We start from the raw sequence: 17,639 nt of genomic DNA on the forward strand, positions 1-17,639 counted from the left end.
ACCAGAGGTAACCGATGATTAATCCACCTGCCAGTGAAAAAGACAGAATCAATCCCGTGGTGTTTTACACCTCTGCCGGACTGATTCTGACATTTTCACTTGTCACCATTTTGTACAGCGATCTCGCTGCCGGCTGGATCCAGAGCGCCGTCAACTGGGTATCGTCCACTTTTGGCTGGTACTACATGCTGGCCGCCACGCTGTATATCGTCTTCGTCATCTATATGGCCTGTTCACGCTACGGCGCCATCAAGCTGGGCCCGGAGCAGTCCAAACCCGAATTCAGTCTGCTGAGCTGGTCGGCGATGCTGTTTGCCGCCGGCATCGGCATCGATTTGATGTTCTTCTCGGTGGCGGAACCGGTCACGCAGTATATGCAGCCGCCGGAAGGGGCCGGGCAAACTCTGGAAGCGGCGCGACAGGCGATGGTGTGGACGCTGTTTCACTACGGTCTGACCGGCTGGTCGATGTATGCGCTGATGGGCATCGCGCTCGGCTACTTCAGCTACCGCTATAATCTGCCGCTCACCATTCGCTCGGCGCTCTATCCGATCTTCGGCAAGCGCATTAACGGCCCGATTGGCCACACGGTGGATATCGCGGCGGTGATCGGTACCATTTTTGGTATCGCCACCACGCTGGGTATCGGCGTGGTACAGCTCAACTACGGGCTGAAAGTGTTATTTGATGTGCCGGAAGGGCTGACGGCGCAGATGGCGCTGATTGTACTGTCGGTGGTGATTGCCACCATTTCGGTGACCTCGGGCGTGGATAAAGGCATCCGCATTCTGTCGGAGCTGAATGTCGCGCTGGCGCTTGGTCTGATTCTGTTTGTGCTGTTTATGGGCAAGACGGATTTCCTGCTCAACGCGCTGGTGCTGAACGTCGGTGATTACATCAACCGCTTTATGGGCATGACGCTCAACACCTTTGCGTTTGATCGTCCGACGCAGTGGATGAACAGCTGGACGCTGTTTTTCTGGGCGTGGTGGGTGGCGTGGTCGCCGTTTGTCGGCCTGTTCCTCGCCCGTATTTCCCGTGGCCGCACCATCCGTGAGTTTGTGCTCGGCACGCTGATTATCCCGTTCACCTTCACGCTGCTGTGGCTGTCGGTGTTCGGTAACGCGGCGCTGTACGAGATCATCCACGGCGATGCCGGTTTTGCCCAGGAAGTGATGGCGCATGCCGAGCGCGGGTTCTACAGCCTGCTGGCGCAGTATCCGGCGTTTAAGTTCAGCGCCTCGGTCGCCACCATTACCGGCATGCTGTTTTATGTTACCTCGGCGGATTCCGGCTCGCTGGTGCTGGGGAACTTCACCTCGAAGCTGAAAGATATCAATAGCGATGCGCCAAACTGGCTGCGCATTTTCTGGTCGGTGGCGATTGGCGTGCTGACCATGGGCATGCTGATGACCAACGGCATCTCTGCGCTGCAAAACACCACGGTGATCATGGGTCTGCCGTTCAGCTTCGTGATCTTCTTTGTGATGGCCGGGCTGTATAAATCACTCAAAGTGGAAGATCACCGCCGCGCCAGCGCCAGCCGTGATACCGCGCCCTATATTCCGGCGAGCAATGATCGTCTGAGCTGGAAAAAGCGGCTGTCGCGCCTGATGAACTACCCGGGCACGCGCTATACCCAGCAGATGATGGAAACGGTGATCTATCCGGCGATGCAGGATGTCGCCAAAGAGCTGGAGCTGCGCGGCGGTCGCGTATCGCTGGAGAGCGTTGCGCCGGAAGAGGGCCAGCCGCTGGGCTACCTTGATCTGCGCGTGCACCTCGGCGAGGAGCAGGATTTCGTCTATCAGGTGTGGCCGCAGCAGTACTCGGTGCCGGGCTTTACCTATCGCGCCCGCAGCGGTAAGTCGCACTATTACCGGCTGGAAACCTTCCTGCTGGAGGGCAGCCAGGGCAACGATCTGATGGACTACAACAAGGAGCAGGTGATCATCGACATTCTCGATCAGTACGAGCGTCACCTGAACTTTATCCATCTGCATCGTGAAGCGCCGGGCAGCAATATCACTTACCCGAGCGTGTAACAGTGCGGGCAGCCGTGCAAGGCGGCTGCCCGTTTAATCACGCGGCGTTCCTCGCATAATTGCCAGCGGCAGCTAGACTCACTAGCTGACCTGAAGGGGAACATAATGAAATTGGGTTTTGCGTGTAAGTACTTTGATTCTGAGGCTAAACAGCCATTTCCATTTAAAACCACCACCCGCACACGCTTTCTCGCTATGGAGCGTAACGCGGCGGCCACGCTGCTGCTGGCACTGGCACAAAATAACCTGCAGAACCTCTCTCTGACGCTGGAACAGCTGGCGCAGCAGCCGGATGCGTTGCGCATGATGCGCATCGGCAGCGATCTGCTGCCGCTGTACACCGTGCCGCTGGCCACTGAACTGTATGGCGATATTCTGCCCGAATTGCAGCCACTGTTTAGCCGCTGCGGCGAATTTGCCCGCGCGCATAACATTCGCCTGTCATTCCATCCCGGTCAGTATACGGTGCTGGCTTCGGATAATGATGACGTGGTGGATCGGGCGCTGGAAGATGTCGAGTATCACACGCTGTGCGCGGTGTTGATGGGCTACGGCAGGCAGTTCCAGGATTTTAAAATCAACATCCACATGAACGGCAAGCGCGGTATTGAAGGCTTTCGCGCGGCATTTATGCGCCTCAGCCCGGAAGCCCGCAACATGCTGACGGTGGAAAATGACGAAATTTCCTGCTCGCTGGATGACGTATTGCAGGCGCGCGCGCTCTGCCCGGTGGTGCTGGATATTCACCATCACTGGGTGAAAGAGAACCAGTTTATTCAGGCCAGCGATGAACGCGTGGCGCTGATTCTGGAATCGTGGCGCGGCGTGCGACCGGTGCTGCACTATTCGATCGCCCAGGAAGGGCTGATCCCGGACAGCGGCTTCCCCGATCAGGATCAACTCGCCGCCTCAAAGCCGAAGCTGCGCGCCCATTCTGACTACTATTTCAATCAGACGCTGAATGACTGGGCGCTGTCGTTTGATCGCTTCGACATCATGTGCGAAGTGAAAATGAAGAACCTCGCGCGCGACCGCCTGTATCACTATGCGCAGACGCGCTGATTAACCGCTTACGGCGCGGTAATCACAATCGCGACGCGGCGATTTTGCGCCCGGCCCTGTGCACTGTTATTGCTGGCGACCGGCGCACTCATGCCCAGCCCGCGCGTCACAATATTGCCCCGTGGAATCGCCGCGCCCGCAGCCCACTGATCGGCCACCGCGTTGGCGCGCTTCAGCGACAGCTGCTGGTTGTAATCCGCTTTGCCGTAGTTGTCAGTGTGGCCGTCGACGCGCAGATGTTCGATGCCGGTGGCGGCCAGGCTTTTCGCCATTTGCGCAATGCTGGTTTTGCTGGCCGGCGTCAGGTCAGATTCATTGATGCCAAACAGAATCTTATCGGACAGGCCCAGCCCCCAACCTTCGGCATTTTCGCTAAAGCCGGCGTTGCGCATCGCCTGAATCTGCGCCTCACTGAAGCGCCCGGTAGACTGACAGCCGACACACGCCAGCACCATGACCAGCAAACATGATTTCAGTTTCATACGCGTACCTTACTCATTCCTTTGTTTTTATACATGTGCATATCGGCGCGCTCCAGAATCGACGCCACCGAATCCCCGTGCTGTGACCAGGCGTAGCCGATGGTCACCGATGTGGTGATCTGTGTGCCTTCCGAAATGACGATCGATTGCGCGATTGCGGTGCGAATATCTTCCGTCAGCTGCTGCAGATCGGCTTCGGAAGTGCGGCTGGTGATCAGCATGGCAAACTCGTCACCGCCGAGCCGCGCCACCAGATCATCCTGATACGCCAGCGCGCTCAGGCGCGCCGCGATGGCCTTCAATACTTCATCACCGGCGGCATGGCCCCAGTTGTCGTTAATGCTTTTGAAGCGGTCGCCGTCGAGAAACAGCAGCACAAAATTTTCATGCGCCAGCTGCTGATCCAGCAGCTGCGACAGGCGACCAACAAACGCCGAGCGATTGGCCAGTCCGGTTAAGGGATCCTCCAGTGCTTTCGCCGCCAGCGAACGGTTATCGCGCAGCAGCGAGGCTTTCAGCGTCTGCATTTCGCTCAGTAGCGAGTTCAGATCTTCCGAAAACAGCTGGAACTCTTTGGTCGGATTTTGCGGCACGCGCGTTGAGAAATCGCCGGAGCGAATCACGTAATGGATGGCGCTGGTGATGTTGCGCAGCGAGCGCAGAATGCCGCGATGCAGAAATTCACTCAGCAGGCAGGAAATCACCAGCACGCACAGCATGCCAATCGATAAAATCATCACCGAATAACGAATGAAATCGGCGGCGCCGCTGACGGTACCGGCCAGCATTAAGTGGCCGACTTTGGCTTCGGCGTGATTAATATCGATCGCCAGCGGCTGCTGATAGATCCAGCGTCGCAGCAGCGTTTCATACCAGCCGCTCTCTTGCTGGCGATCGTGCCAGTCCACCAGTACGGTGTTGCCCGCCGTGACCAGTTTGGCGGAGGCAAACATCCCTTCATTACCGAGCAGAGCAATTTTGTTACGCGCATCGTAACTGTCTTCAAATACCGTTGCGGCGGTCAGGCTGGTGCTGAGTGTGGCGGCAATAAGCTCGAGGTTTCTTTTCTCATAGCGTTTAATAAACAGCAAAGACGTCGACGTCAGCAGCAGCCAGCACAGCAGTAATATCACGGCGGCATTGACGGTGCTGATTCGACGCAACTTATTGCGAATCGATGATTTATCTTTTTTTATGCTATCAAACTTCATCTTATTTGCTTCCTTTGCGGGACAGCAACAACACGTCCGGGCTCACTCTGACACCGCTGCGCGCCAGTGAGTCAAGGTTGACCGAAAACGCGGTGTGATCGCGATTAAAGATCAGACAGAACGCCGCGCCCACCGTGCAGTCCGGGTTATTTTCCGCGATCGACAAAATGGCTTTACCCTGCAGCGTCGCCAGTAGCGCAGTTTGCTGCTGCGGCGTCTGATCGCCGAAATAGACGGCATCGCAGCGCTGGCGGCTGAGGTCGCTGGCTTGATCGATCCACACCACGCTGAACGGCGTCGGGCCCTGCGGTAGCGCAAGGTGTTGAGCTGAAGTGAATACGCACAGCTGTGGTGGCTGAGTTAACTGCGGCCAGTGGCTAAAACTGATAATGCCGCTGACGATACGGTTAGCCTGATCGTCACGCTGAACCGCACTGCCGGCCGCCTGGGCAGCAGGGAGACAGAGGAGATAAATAAGAGAACTAAGGGAAAGTAAGACGCGAGCACGCTGCAATAAACACAGCAACAGGCTGGCTCCCTTCATTTTTAATTGTAGTTGTAACATAGCGCTATCTCTGAACAGCAACCGGGAAATAGTACCATCGCCCTGTACAAAAGAGTATCGCCGTACGGACGCTGGCACCGCGAGCGGGCAGGGAAGAATAAATTCGTCAGGACCGGATTTAAATAGAGTATTAAAAGAAGAATGAATAAAAACTCAGCAGGATTGGCGTAATAACAACGGCCAGCACCGAATATTCGGTTAGCGTAATTTGTGCCGCAGCGGTTTTTTTCGCGAAATATAATGGCCGGTGCTGGCGAATTTCCGCTTGATGGCTGAATGGCCCTGAACTGAACGAACTTTCAGCGCCACTCGCCGCATTTTTTTAATTAAAAATCTAAATCCTGACCGTTGCTGGCAATCACTCGCTGATACCACCAGAAGGATTTTTTGCGCAGCCGGTTGAGCGTGCCATGGCCGTGGTCGTCGCGATCGACATAGACAAACCCGTAGCGTTTACTCATTTCCCCGGTCGACGCTGCGACCAGATCGATGCAGCCCCAGGTGGTATAGCCCATCACCGGCACGCCGTCTGCAATCGCTTCACCCATGGCGCGAATGTGCTGCTGCAGATAGCTGATGCGGTAATCGTCTTCGATTTCCCCGCTGGCGGTGATTTCATCGTGCGCACCGAGACCGTTTTCCACCAGAAACAGCGGCTTCTGATAGCGGTCGTACATCATGTTCATGGTGATGCGCAGGCCGAGGGGATCAATGCCCCAGCCCCAGGCGTTGCGCGTCAGATGCGGATTGGTCAACGACTTCACCACGTTGGCGGCGCTGCTGTTCTGTTCATTCATCTCTGCCGAGGCGCAACGTGAGGCGTAATAGCTGAAGGAGATGAAATCGACGGTGTGGTGCAGGAGTTCGTCATCGCCTTCCGCCATGACAATCTCTACGCCTTTCTCGCGAAATACCCGTGCGGCATACGCGGGGTAAGCGCCGCGCGCCTGGACATCGATGAAGAATAAATTCTCGCGATCTTTCTGTAACGCGGCCCACACATCTTCCGGCTTGCAGGACCACGGATAAAAGTTGCCGCCGGCCAGCATGCAGCCAATCTGGTTCTGCGGATTGATCTCATGGGCGATTTTGGTCACCAGCGCACTGGCAACCAGTTCATGATGCGCTGCCTGATACTTCACTTGCTCGTGATGCTCATCTGGTGCAAACACCAGACCGGCACCGGAGAACGGGCTGTGCAGCAGAATGTTGATCTCGTTAAAGGTCAGCCAGTACTTCACCAGACCATCAAACGCTTCGAAGCAGGTGCGGGCGTAGCGGGCGAAGAAATCGATCATTTTACGGTTGCGCCACGAGCCGTATTCGGTGACCAGATGCATTGGCACATCGAAGTGACACAGCGTCACCAGCGGTTCTATGCCGTATTTACGGCACTCCTCAAATACGCTGCGATAGAAGGCGATACCTTCCGCGTTCGGCGTCAGCTCATCGCCGTTGGGATAAATACGGCTCCAGGCGATGGAAGTGCGAAATACCGTGAAGCCCATCTCGGCCATCAGGGCGATATCTTCTTTATAGCGGTGATAAAAATCGATGGCGTCGTGGCTCGGGTAGAACTCATCGTCGCGCAGCGTCAGGCGCGGTTCCAGCCCCAGCTTAACCGCCATGCGGTGCTCGCCGTGTGGAATCATGTCCACCGTGGTTAAGCCTTTACCGCCAGCGCGATAACTCCCCTCTGACTGGTTGGCGGCTAACGCGCCGCCCCATAAAAATCCCGCAGGAAATGTCACTTCAGACATCACTCACCTCAATCACAGTCCATTATTAATTTGCGCTAACCGGCTTTGCCGCTTCTGACTTACTGCTGCGCGGCGCGCTGTCCGTCACCGGAATATCTTCAAAGCCAAGCATCAGCGTCAGAACAAACGACAGCACCACTGACAGCACCATCACGCCAGCCACCCAGACGATACTCATCGGGTTAGTGGGATCGAAAAACTGTACGCTGGTAAACAGGCCCGGTGAGGCCATTGAGTGGCTGGCGAGGCCGCCAATGCCGGCCACCGCGCCACAGATAAAGCCGCTGATCAGGCTGGCAATCAGCGGACGCTTCAGCCGCACCGCCACGCCGTACAGCGCCGGTTCGGAAATGCCCGCGACAATAGCGGAAGCCGCCGCTGCGAAGGCCGTCTGCCGCAGTTCCGGATTTTTGGTTTTGAACGCCACCGCCAGCGATGAGCCGCCCAGCGACAGGTTGGCACCAATTTCTGACGGCATCACCATGCCTTCTTTGCCGGTTTCAGCGATGGTCTGAATGATGGTCGGGGTAAACACGCGATGCATGCCGGTCATCACCAGCAGCGGCCACAGCCCGCCCATGATCGCCACCGACAGCCAGCCGAGATACCCATGTATGGTGTACACCAGCGCGGAGATACCGCTGCCGATCCAGATACCGAGCGGGCCAATCAGGACGATGGCGATAGGCGCGGCAATCAGCACAATCAGCATCGGTTTAAGGAAGTTTTTGGTCACCGCCGGGGTAAAGCGATCAACCCAGTATTCGATGTGCGACAGAATCCACGTCATCACCAGCGCAGGGATCACCGTGTAGGTGTATTTCACCGCGGTGACCGGCACCGAAGCAAACTCCACCACCTGGCCCTGCGCCGCTTTGGCCATCAGATCGATAAAATTGGGATGCACCAGCACGCCGGCGATGGCAATCGCCAGCGACATGTTGGTTTTGAATTTCAGCGCCGCCGAGGCCGCCACCATCACCGGCAGGAAGAAGAAGGCGCCGTCACCGATCACATTCAGGATGATTAGCGTCGACGAGCCTTTGGTCAGCACGCCGCCCATTTCCAGCATCATCGCCAGCAGTTTGACCATCGATCCGCCAATGATCGCCGGGATCAGCGGTGACATGGTGCCGACCAGCGCATCAAGAATGCCCGCGCCGATGCTGCGCAGCGTGATTTTCCGTTTCACCGGCGCGCTGCCGCTGTTGTCTGGCGTGCCAAGTTTCATCACTTCCTGAAAGGCGAGATTGACGTTGTTGCCAATGATCACCTGACACTGGCTGTCGGTGTGCACCACGCCCATTACGCCGGGAATGGCTTTCAGCGTGGCGTTGTCGACGCGCGCGCTGTCTTTCACCACGAAGCGCAGGCGCGTCATGCAGTGGGTAACGGCTTCAATATTCTCTAATCCGCCGAGCGAAGCCACAATGGCTCGCGCGGCGTCAGCGTAGTTGGTCGCCATGAATGTTTGTCTCTGATTGTAGGGTAGAGGAAACGTCGGTTTCGTCTGGCTGTTATGTGTTCATGAGAAACCGGTTTCACAAAATCATGAACAGGCGCATTCATTCAGACAAGAAAAATCGCCATTCTCGTTTTAATTTTGTGATGTTGATCGGCTGGCGTGCGGCGGGATCTTCACCCGCATGCGCAGGGCGGCAAGAAAATTCCCCGTCTTATTCATCGCTTAGGTACACTGAGGCGATGAGCAGCGAAGCAGAGTGAAGCATGGCAACCATACTTGAGGTGGCAAAACAGGCCGGCGTGTCAAAAGCGACGGTGTCGCGCGTGTTGTCCGGCAACGGCTACGTCAGCCAGGAGAAGCGCGATCGGGTGTACCAGGCGATTGCCGAGACCGGCTTCCGGCCGAATTTGCTGGCGCGCAATCTGGCGACTAAATCCAGCCAGACCATCGGCCTGGTGATCACCAACACGCTGTATACCGGCAGCTATTTCAGCGAAATGATGCAGCATTCGGCGCGTATTCTTGAGCAGCAGGGCCGTCAGCTACTGCTGGTGGATGGCAAACACAGCGCCGAAGAGGAGCGTGCGGCGATTCAGTTTCTGCTCGATCTGCGCTGCGATGGCGTGATCATCTATCCGCGTTTTCTTACCATCGATGAGATGGACAGTATTATTGCCCAGCACCGCCACCCGATTCTGGTGATCAACCGCCGGCTGCGTCAGCACGACAGTTACTGTATCTACTCCGATCAGCAGCGCACCAGCGCCGAGGCGGTGGCGCAACTGATTGCGCTCGGCCATCGCGATATTGCTTTTATCACCGGATCGCTTGACTCGCCGACCGGGCGCGAGCGGCTGGCCGGTTATCACGCGGCACTGGCGCAGCATCAGCTGGTGGCGGATGACGCGCTGGTAGTGGAGGGCAAATGGCAGGCGCAGCACGGGGCGGCGGCGGTGGAAACGTTGCTGGCGCGCGGTAAACCGTTTAGCGCGCTGGTCGCCAGTAATGATGAGATGGCGGTGGGCGCGCTGAAAGCGCTGGCGGCGCATAACATTCGCGTGCCGCAGCAGGTGGCGGTGCTGGGTTTCGATGATATTCCGCTGGCGCCCTATACCATCCCGGCGCTGACCAGCGTGCGTATGCCGGTGACCGGCATGATCGAGGAAACCATTGAACGGCTGGTGTCGATGCTGGACGGCGGCGAAATGCGCAATCGCAAAACCTTTGCCGGCGAACTGATTCTGCGCGAATCCGTCGGTCCCGGCCCGTTTTATTCTGGCTGAAATCAGGCGTTGAGCAGCGCCTGCTTGAACGAATAGATGTGCACGCGCGCGGCCTCTTCTGCCCGTGCCACGTCACCCTGCGCCAGCGCCGCAATGATCGCGTCGTGCTCGGCAATCACCTCCTGCATGTGCTGCGCGCTCGACAGGGTGGTTGCCCAGAAGCGCTGCGCCTGGGCGTGGATGATGCTGAGAATATCTGACAGACGACCGTTGCCGGCGATGTCAGCCAGCACCTGATGAAATTCGCGGTCCAGCAGCATCATCTGCTCGCGGTCACGCGCCACGCTGGCGGCGGCGATGCGCTGATTCAGTGCCTGTAGCTGGGCAATCTGCGCCGGATTGACGCGCTGCGTCGCCAGTCGCAGGCACAGCGCTTCATTCACCAGCCGCACTTCAATCAGCTCCAGCGCATCGTCAATTGACAGCGGTGCCACCATCACGCCCTTGCGCGGAATAATCTGCAGTAACCCTTCGGTCGCCAGCCGGTGTACCGCCTGATTAACCGGCGTGCGGCCCATTGCCAGATCCTCCATCACCTGCGCGGTATTGAGATATTCACCCGGCTTATAGCGCAGCGTAATCAGGCGATGCCTGAACGCCAGATAGGCCTGTTCATTCAATGAAACGCTTTTATGTCCGGCCTGTGACTTCACATTTTCAGCAACTGAATCACTCATCACGCAGATCCTTATTGGGGTACTGAGACATCTTACACAAAAACCTGGCATGAAAATGGCTATCTTGAAATTGCAGTGAAATTTCACACGCATTTTTCATCAGGAGATCATCGCATGCATTTACGCTTTACAACCGACGCAACAGGCGCCTCCGTACTGGATGTCGACATCAACCAGCTGGTGATTGCCGGTTGGGTAGGACGCGACCAGGCGGCGGTGCTGCACCATATCAGGGAGCTGGAGGCGCTGGGCGTGCCCGCACCTGGTGCAGTCCCGCTGTTTTATCGCGTAGCCACCCAGCAGCTGGCGCAGCACAGCCCGCTGGAAGTGGTGGGCGAGCAAACCTCCGGCGAAGCCGAGCCGTTTGTGTTTTTCCATCGCGGCGAATACTGGGTGTCGCTGATTTCCGATCACACTGACCGTCACCTGGAAACCTTCAGCGTGGCACTGTCGAAGCAGGCCTGCGTTAAGCCGGTCGCCGGTCATGCGTGGCGTATGGCAGAGGTTGAGCCGCACTGGGATCGGCTGGAGCTGCGCGCGTGGATCAAAGTCAACGGCGACTGGGTGACTTATCAGCAGGGCACGCTCGACTCTCTGCTCACGCCGAGGGATCTGCTGGCGCGCTACTTTGGCGATCGCCCGGTCAGCGAAGGCTTTGCGATGTCATGCGGCACGTTGAGCGCGATTGGTGGCATCCGTCCGGCCAGCGAGTTCCGCATGGCGCTGCACGATCCGCTGCTGAATCGCACGCTGGAACACCACTATGTCACCGGCACGCTGCCGGTGATTGCCTGAGGAGACGCGTATGACCACCTTATGGCAGGCGAGCCAGCAACTGCGCGCCGGAGACCTCACCGCAAGCGCCGCGACGCAACAGGCACTACGCGCCGCTGAGCACCCGTCGGGCGAAGGCGCACGCGTGTTTACGCGGACCTACGCCAACAGCGCCGTTCAGCAGGCGCAGCAGGCTGATACGCGCTGGCAACAGCAACAGCCGCGCAGCCCGATTGATGGACTGCCAATCAGCATCAAAGACCTGTTTGATGTGGCGGACGAACCCACCTGCGCCGGCTCGCGCGTGCTGGCGGATGCACCGCCCGCTGCGCGCGACGCGCATATCGTGCAGCAGCTGAAACAGGCCGGTGCCGCTATCGTCGGCAAAACCAACATGACCGAGTTCGCTTTTTCCGGGCTCGGTATCAATCCGCACTACGGCACGCCAGCTAACCCATGGCAGCGCGGCGAAAAACGCATTCCCGGCGGTTCTTCATCCGGCGCGGCGGTGGCGGTGGCCGACGGCATGTGCCTCGCGGCGGTCGGCACGGACACCGGCGGCTCGGTGCGGATACCGGCGGCGCTGTGCGGGCTGACCGGCTTCAAACCCAGTGCCAGCCGCATCAATCAGGCCGGCACGCTACCGCTATCGGTGGCACTTGACAGTATTGGCGTAATCGCCCATGACGTGCGCAGTTGCTGGCTGCTCGACAGCGTCATCGCCGATCGGCCTTTGCAGCTGGCAGAGCGTGATATCACGCGGGCGCACTTTGCGATTCCACAGACCCGGGTGCTGGACGGGCTGGATCTCGCGGTCAGCCAGGCGTGGCACCACGCGCTGGCACAGCTGCGCGCGCAGGGTGCCACGCTCACCGAGCTGCCGCTGTCTGAACTGGCGGAACTGGAAACCATGAACGCCCGTGGTGGCATCACCGCCTGGGAAGCCTGGCAGTGGCATCAGTCGCTGCTGCAGTCGCTGCTGCAGTCGCACGCGACGGGTTATGACCCGCAGGTACGGATGCGCATTGAGCGCGGCGCGTTGCTGAACGAGGCCGACGCACAACTGTTGTATCAGCAGCGCGCCGACTGGCGGCAGCGGGTGGAGCAGGCGGTGGCACCGTACGATGGTCTGCTGCTGCCCACCGTGCCGCTGATTGCGCCGACCATCGCCGAACTCGACGACCCGGAGCGCTATCGTCAGGTCAACCTGCTGATGCTGCGCAACACCAGCGTGATCAACATGCTGGACGGCTGCGCCATCTCCCTGCCTTGTCATCAGCCCGGCAGTGCGCCGGTGGGTCTGATGCTGGCCGCCACCCATGGCCACGATGCCGCGCTGCTCAGCTGGGCGCTGGCGCTTGAATCCATCCTGCAACGGAGTCTCTGAAAATGACACATCCTCACGGCATGCTGTTTGTCGCCACCAACGTCGCCGCTGAAAACGAAGCTGATTTCAATCAATGGTATGACCATGAACATGTCGCCGAGCGCGTCGCCATTGACGGCTTTCTCAGCGGCACGCGCTATCAGGCGCTGGATGCTGAACGCAAGTACCTCGGACTGTATGAAACCCGCTCGCTGGAAACCTTTACCAGTGCCGATTACTACGCCGCCTTTACGCGCCAGACGCCGTGGTCGGTTAAAAACCTGGAGCGGATGATCGAACCGATGCGCCGCGTGTGCGCCATCACTCAGCAGCACGGTCAGGGCAGCGGCAGCCACCTTGCGGTGCTGACGCTACAGGCTGGCATTGAAAATGCAACGCTCAACGCCTGGCAGCAGCAGGTTGCCACGGTGCCGGGCTATATCGCCTCGCGCTTACTCACGCCGGACACCACGCTGAGCACGCCGCTGCCGCAGGAAGATCGGGTGCAGCGCGCCATGCAGCCGATGCTGCTGCTCAGCTGTTCGTGCGCCGATGCCTGCCAGACACTGGCGGCCGCCGCGGCACAGGCGCTCAATGCCCGCGCTGAATTTTATGCGCTCAGCTGGCAGCTCACTAAACAGGAGATGGCTCATGGCGAATACTGATTCAACTCTGCCGCACGCCGCGCGTGCCGCAGCAGGGAAAACCCACACCGGACGTCTTGCCGCGGCCAGCTCCATCGGCACCGCGCTGGAGTGGTACGACTTTACCGTTTACAACATCATGGCGGCGCTGGTGTTTAACCATGTGTTTTTCCCCAGCTTCGACCCGCTGGTCGGGACCATTCTGGCGTTTTCAACTTACGCCGTGGGTTATGTGTCGCGTCCGGTGGGCGGTTTTATCTTTGGCCATCTCGGGGATGTCGCCGGACGCAAGGCGGTCTTGATCACCACGCTGGTGATCATGGGCGTGACCACGGCGCTGATGGGCATGCTGCCCGGTTATGCGCTATGGGGCATCTGGAGCCCGATTCTGCTGGTGACGCTGCGCTTTGTGCAGGGCATCGCGCTGGGCGGCGAATGGGCCGGCGCGGTGTTGCTCTCCATGGAGCACGGCGAAGCCAGTAAGCGCGGGCGTAACGCCTCGTTCGCCCAGGTCGGGCCTTCCTGCGGCACGCTGATTGGCACCGGTTTTATTACTTTAGTGACGGTGTCACTTAGCGGCGAGCAGTTTCAGGAGTGGGGCTGGCGTATCCCGTTCCTGCTCAGTCTGTTGCTGGTGATGTTTGGCCTGTGGCTGCGGCGTGGCGTGGAAGAAACCCCGACTTTCGTGGCGATGCAGCAGGCGGAGAAAACCAGCCACACGCCGCTGAAAGAGGTGTTCCTGCGCTATCCACGTGAACTGCTGATCGCCGGCGGCTCGCGCATCGGCTCTGACGTGCTGTACGCGCTGGTGGTGGTGTTCACCCTGACATACGTCACCACCGTGTTACAGCTGCCGCGTCCGCTGGCGCTGATGGCGACGATGGTCGGCGCGATTGGCAACGCGTTGACGGTGCCGCTGTTTGGCGCCCTGTCCGACCGCCTTGGCCGCCGTCCGGTGTACATTGCCGGCGCGCTGCTGGCTATTGTCTGGTCGTTTGTGTTTTTTGTCCTGCTCGACAGCACTCAGCCGTGGCTGATTGTGCTGGCGGTGGTGATTGGCCTGCTGATTCACGCCATGATGTACGGTCCGCAGGCGGCGTTTGTCACCGAGCAGTTCCCGAGTCACGTGCGCTATGCCGGTTCGTCACTGGCCTATACGCTGGCCGGCATCATCGGCGGCGGTTTTGCCCCGCTGATCATTACCTCGCTGTATAAAGAGCTGGGCAGCACGCTGTGGGTGTCGCTATATGTGACGCTGGCGCTGGCGATCACCCTGTTTGCCTTATGGAAAGCCAAAGAAACCGCGCACCAGTCGCTGTAATCACCTCTGGCGAAGGATCGCCACCTTTTATCAAATATTCATGTGCAGCGCCGGTTCACTCTGCGGCGGCTCGGTCGAGATTTGCGGCAGCGGCAGCGGTCGTCCGATGTAGTAACCCTGAATGGCATCGCACGCCAGCTCCTGCAGCTGCGACATTTGCACCGGCGTTTCCACGCCTTCCGCAGTTACCGACAGGGAATAGGCTTTGCCGAGTCCAATCATGTTTTCCACCACCTGGCGCGCCTGGGGCGAATCGGCCAGCGGAAAAATAAAGGATTTATCGATTTTGATGCCGTCGAACGGGAAGGCGCGCAGGTAGCACAGCGACGCATAGCCGGTGCCAAAATCATCAATCAGAAATCTCACCCCCAGCGCTTTCACCGCCTGCATCACCGCCAGGGTTTTGTCCGGATCGCTCAGCAGCGCGTTTTCCGTAACTTCAATTTCCAGCCGCTGGCTCGGCAGACCGCTGAGCTGCAGCACCCGGGTGATGCGTTCGGCTAAGGCGCTATCCTGCAATTCGCTGGCGGAAATATTCACTGAAACCGCCATTTCCGGCCGGTAGCGGGCGATGTCCTCGCAGGCATTGAGCAGCACCCAGTCGCTCAGCGCGCTGATCAGGCCGGTCTCTTCGGCCAGCGGAATAAACTGATCGGGCATCAGTAAGCCCAGCCGCGGATGCTGCCAGCGTACCAGCGCCTCGACCGCGCTGATGCGCTGCGCGATCAGGTCATAGCGCGTCTGATACACCAGCCGCAGCTGGTTCTCCTGCAGCGCTGCGCGCAGCTCATGCTCCATTTCGCGCCGCTGCACAATTTTCTCTTCCATGTCACGGTCGAAAAATATCCACTGGTTGCGGCCGCTGTTTTTCGCTTTATACAGGGCGATGTCGGCGAAGCGCAGCAGATCGCTGGCGTTGTCGGCATCCTGCGGGGCCAGCGCGATGCCGAGACTGCCGCCGATGTGGATGTCGTTGTCGTACACCGGGAACGGCAGATTGAGCTGGGCGATGAGCTGCTGACACAGCGCGTCGACCTGCTCGCGGCTGCCCGCCTCCGGCAGAATCACCACAAACTCATCGCCGCCGAGCCGCGCCACCAGGCCGTTGCCGTTGAGCGTGCGCCGGATACGATCTGATACCGCATGCAGCACCTGATCGCCCGCCGCATGACCGTAGAGATCATTGACCGGTTTGAATTTATCCAGGTCAATCATAATCATCGCCAGCAGCGGCTGCGCCGGCAGCGGCAGGCTCAGCTGCCCCGTGAGGAATTCGCGCATCTGCACGCGGTTGGCCAGTCCGGTCAGTTCATCGAAGTGCGACAGATAGTGCGCGCGCGCCTGCGCTTCAACTTCCAGCGTTACGTCGCTGGCGCTGCCGCGAAAACCGCTGACGCCGTGCGCCAGGCTGACGCGCTTGAGGGTCAGATTGCAGTAGCGCGGCTGATGCTGAGCAGAGAGATAGCGGCAGCCGTTCAGCGTAAGCTGACCGCCCGAGTCTGCCAGCTGCAAAAGCCGGGCGCGCTGGTGCTCATCGCACAGCAGGAAATCCAGTAGCGTGCGCTGCAGCCACTCCTCGCTGGTAAATCCGGTCACTACCGGGAAGCGGCCGGAAACCCAGCTGAAGCGCAGCTGGTCGTCCATCTCCCAAATCCAGTCGGTGGTAATTTCGGCGATATCACGGAAGCGGCGTTCGCTGGCGCTGAGCGCCCGCTGGCTTTGCGCCAGCAGCAGCGTATTTTCATCATTGAGCTGCGCCTTACGCAGCGCGTTGCGCATCAGCATGATGGCACCATACAGGGTGATCAGCATGGCGATCACCAGCAGCGGCAGCAGGGCGGTCAGCAATTTACCGCCGGGGTTGCTGCTGGTCCAGCGCAGCGTGGCGTCATGGCCGTCGGCGGCGAGGCGCAGGCTTTCCGCCACTGGCGCGCGGGGTGCAGCGAATTCCACCCGCAGCGCGTTGATGCCGTACTCGTGCCCCAGCTGCTGTAATTTTTGCGGCGTCAGGCGATCGGCAAAGATCATCAGCGATGGCGCACCGGGCACCTGCGGCACGCTGTTATCGCCACCGGTGGTGATCCATGCCGCGCACAGCAGCACTAACTGCTGATTTACCACCACAAAGCGCGACAGCGCCTTACCGTCATTGTGCTGTAATTGCTGACGCAGCGCGGGCAGTTGCTGGCGACCGAGCCAGCCGGTGAAATCGCGTTGCTGCAGCTGACCCTCGATCACGCTGTAGACCGTGTCGCCGCGCGGCGCGATGACAAACACGCCCTCATAAGCAAAGGTCTGGAACAGCGACTCACCCAGATTCTGCCGCGTCCACGCCCAGTCAGTATTCAACGTGCGGTGCAGGTTTTGGTAGGCTTCGCCCCATTCTGCATTATCGGAGAGGTGAAACTGCATCACTTCCTGACGCGTCTGCAACGCCTTCTCCAGCAGCAGGCGGTTTTGCCGCGCCTCCTGCTGGTTGAGATCGCTGGCGATAAAGCACAGCGTCACCAGCGCCACCATAAAGGAGAGAAAAATCAGCAGCACCATCAGCAGCATCGGCTGGCGCATCAGTCCGCGCATCCGACCATCGGTCGGGAAATCCATCAGTGAACGTTTCGCCATCATAGACTTATCACAAACCAGTAAAATGATATTTCATAAGTACGTTATGAGTATCGGCATGACTGCGCCGAACCTGGGCGAAAAAGTAAAAAAAGCGTGAGCGGAGCGGCAAAAACAGATCGCATATTCGTTCAGGTGCCCGACGATGCCGTGGTGTAATCAGATCTGCATAAAGTGTGTTAATAAAAGGCCCTGCCGCTGCGTTTGCGCCAGTGCAATACGGCGAATGCCGGTAAACTTTCCCCGTTGCGTTAATAGCTTAGTGTTTATTTCATGCTGATGACGATAAATATATTACAGCCATAATTTATCAGAGCGTGATTTAACGTTCAGGACCTGAAGAATTTCCTGATTAAATGATG

Annotated in this window: 14 protein-coding genes; 7 read left to right on the forward strand and 7 right to left on the reverse strand. The window is 58.7% G+C overall.

Going from position 1 to position 17,639, the window contains the following annotated elements; genetic code table 11:
* The first annotated feature begins 14 nt into the window (after nt 1–14).
* Together QMM04_RS03860 and QMM04_RS03865 are read left to right on the forward strand one after the other, a co-directional pair.
* The gene (locus QMM04_RS03860) at nt 15–2,045 is read left to right on the forward strand and encodes a choline transporter (protein WP_021509525.1); all 2,031 of its coding nucleotides are present in this window, start codon (nt 15–17) and stop codon (nt 2,043–2,045) included.
* A gap of 105 nt (nt 2,046–2,150) precedes the next feature.
* Nucleotides 2,151–3,107, forward strand: a complete 957-nt coding sequence (locus QMM04_RS03865) for a UV damage endonuclease UvsE (RefSeq protein ID WP_282995670.1) — start codon at nt 2,151–2,153, stop codon at nt 3,105–3,107.
* Nucleotides 3,108–3,115: 8 nt separating this feature from the next.
* Here the strand turns inward: QMM04_RS03865 and QMM04_RS03870 are convergent, their stop codons facing one another.
* The 5 genes from QMM04_RS03870 to ascF all read right to left on the reverse strand — a co-directional run bounded on the left by QMM04_RS03870 (nt 3,116) and on the right by ascF (nt 8,590).
* Entirely contained in the window at nt 3,116–3,589 is a 474-nt protein-coding gene (locus tag QMM04_RS03870) for an OmpA family protein (RefSeq protein ID WP_282995671.1), read from the reverse strand.
* On the reverse strand, nt 3,586–4,800 hold the full coding sequence (locus QMM04_RS03875; RefSeq protein ID WP_282995672.1) for a diguanylate cyclase: 1,215 nt from the start codon (nt 4,798–4,800) through the stop codon (nt 3,586–3,588). Before QMM04_RS03875 ends, QMM04_RS03870 begins: the two co-directional genes overlap by 4 nt.
* Nucleotide 4,801: 1 nt before the next feature.
* Nucleotides 4,802–5,365 carry a YfiR family protein gene (locus QMM04_RS03880; protein WP_282995673.1) on the reverse strand — a complete coding sequence of 188 codons (564 nt, stop codon included), beginning with the start codon at nt 5,363–5,365 and terminating at the stop codon, nt 4,802–4,804.
* 326 nt (nt 5,366–5,691) lie between these two features.
* Complete coding sequence (locus QMM04_RS03885) at nt 5,692–7,125, reverse strand: 6-phospho-beta-glucosidase (protein ID WP_282995674.1); 1,434 nt, start codon at nt 7,123–7,125, stop codon at nt 5,692–5,694.
* A gap of 25 nt (nt 7,126–7,150) precedes the next feature.
* Nucleotides 7,151–8,590 (reverse strand): PTS cellobiose/arbutin/salicin transporter subunit IIBC, encoded by a 1,440-nt coding sequence (gene ascF, locus QMM04_RS03890; RefSeq protein WP_282995675.1) that lies wholly within the window; start codon nt 8,588–8,590, stop codon nt 7,151–7,153.
* Between the two features lie 263 nt (nt 8,591–8,853).
* On the opposite strand from ascF, the gene QMM04_RS03895 reads away from it, so the two are divergent.
* Entirely contained in the window at nt 8,854–9,873 is a 1,020-nt protein-coding gene (locus tag QMM04_RS03895; protein WP_282995676.1) for a LacI family DNA-binding transcriptional regulator, read from the forward strand.
* 2 nt (nt 9,874–9,875) lie between these two features.
* Here the strand turns inward: QMM04_RS03895 and QMM04_RS03900 are convergent, their stop codons facing one another.
* Nucleotides 9,876–10,550, reverse strand: a complete 675-nt coding sequence (locus QMM04_RS03900; protein WP_282995677.1) for a GntR family transcriptional regulator — start codon at nt 10,548–10,550, stop codon at nt 9,876–9,878.
* 114 nt (nt 10,551–10,664) lie between these two features.
* Between QMM04_RS03900 and QMM04_RS03905 the strand changes: the two genes are divergently transcribed.
* The 4 genes from QMM04_RS03905 to QMM04_RS03920 are packed head-to-tail and all read left to right on the forward strand — an operon-like array spanning nt 10,665 to nt 14,655.
* A complete protein-coding gene (locus tag QMM04_RS03905) occupies nt 10,665–11,345 on the forward strand; it encodes a DUF2848 domain-containing protein (RefSeq protein ID WP_282995678.1) in 681 nt (226 codons plus the stop codon).
* A 10-nt stretch (nt 11,346–11,355) separates the two neighbouring features.
* Complete coding sequence (locus tag QMM04_RS03910) at nt 11,356–12,711, forward strand: amidase (RefSeq protein ID WP_282995679.1); 1,356 nt, start codon at nt 11,356–11,358, stop codon at nt 12,709–12,711.
* A gap of 2 nt (nt 12,712–12,713) precedes the next feature.
* Entirely contained in the window at nt 12,714–13,355 is a 642-nt protein-coding gene (locus QMM04_RS03915; protein ID WP_282995680.1) for a DUF4286 family protein, read from the forward strand.
* Nucleotides 13,342–14,655 (forward strand): MFS transporter, encoded by a 1,314-nt coding sequence (locus QMM04_RS03920; protein ID WP_238562286.1) that lies wholly within the window; start codon nt 13,342–13,344, stop codon nt 14,653–14,655. The genes QMM04_RS03915 and QMM04_RS03920 overlap by 14 nt, the downstream gene beginning before the upstream one ends.
* Before the next feature lie 30 nt (nt 14,656–14,685).
* Here QMM04_RS03920 and QMM04_RS03925 read toward each other — a convergent pair whose 3' ends face one another.
* Nucleotides 14,686–17,280 carry an EAL domain-containing protein gene (locus tag QMM04_RS03925; protein WP_282995681.1) on the reverse strand — a complete coding sequence of 865 codons (2,595 nt, stop codon included), beginning with the start codon at nt 17,278–17,280 and terminating at the stop codon, nt 14,686–14,688.
* Nucleotides 17,281–17,639: the final 359 nt, after the last annotated feature.

The sequence above is a fragment of the Pantoea sp. Pa-EAmG genome, from assembly GCF_030024295.1.
Classification (GTDB): Bacteria; Pseudomonadota; Gammaproteobacteria; order Enterobacterales; family Enterobacteriaceae; genus Pantoea; species Pantoea dispersa.

Bases quoted from the DNA above. Each gene is read 5' to 3' on its own strand.
- QMM04_RS03905 (WP_282995678.1), top strand. From the start codon at position 10,665: ATGCATTTACGCTTTACAACCGACGCAACAGGCGCCTCCGTACTGGAT.
- ascF (WP_282995675.1), bottom strand. From the start codon at position 8,590: ATGGCGACCAACTACGCTGACGCCGCGCGAGCCATTGTGGCTTCGCTC.
- QMM04_RS03865 (WP_282995670.1), top strand. From the start codon at position 2,151: ATGAAATTGGGTTTTGCGTGTAAGTACTTTGATTCTGAGGCTAAACAG.
- QMM04_RS03920 (WP_238562286.1), top strand. From the start codon at position 13,342: ATGGCGAATACTGATTCAACTCTGCCGCACGCCGCGCGTGCCGCAGCA.
- QMM04_RS03900 (WP_282995677.1), bottom strand. From the start codon at position 10,550: ATGAGTGATTCAGTTGCTGAAAATGTGAAGTCACAGGCCGGACATAAA.
- QMM04_RS03910 (WP_282995679.1), top strand. From the start codon at position 11,356: ATGACCACCTTATGGCAGGCGAGCCAGCAACTGCGCGCCGGAGACCTC.
- QMM04_RS03860 (WP_021509525.1), top strand. From the start codon at position 15: ATGATTAATCCACCTGCCAGTGAAAAAGACAGAATCAATCCCGTGGTG.
- QMM04_RS03925 (WP_282995681.1), bottom strand. From the start codon at position 17,280: ATGATGGCGAAACGTTCACTGATGGATTTCCCGACCGATGGTCGGATG.
- QMM04_RS03875 (WP_282995672.1), bottom strand. From the start codon at position 4,800: ATGAAGTTTGATAGCATAAAAAAAGATAAATCATCGATTCGCAATAAG.
- QMM04_RS03880 (WP_282995673.1), bottom strand. From the start codon at position 5,365: ATGTTACAACTACAATTAAAAATGAAGGGAGCCAGCCTGTTGCTGTGT.
- QMM04_RS03870 (WP_282995671.1), bottom strand. From the start codon at position 3,589: ATGAAACTGAAATCATGTTTGCTGGTCATGGTGCTGGCGTGTGTCGGC.
- QMM04_RS03885 (WP_282995674.1), bottom strand. From the start codon at position 7,125: ATGTCTGAAGTGACATTTCCTGCGGGATTTTTATGGGGCGGCGCGTTA.
- QMM04_RS03895 (WP_282995676.1), top strand. From the start codon at position 8,854: ATGGCAACCATACTTGAGGTGGCAAAACAGGCCGGCGTGTCAAAAGCG.
- QMM04_RS03915 (WP_282995680.1), top strand. From the start codon at position 12,714: ATGACACATCCTCACGGCATGCTGTTTGTCGCCACCAACGTCGCCGCT.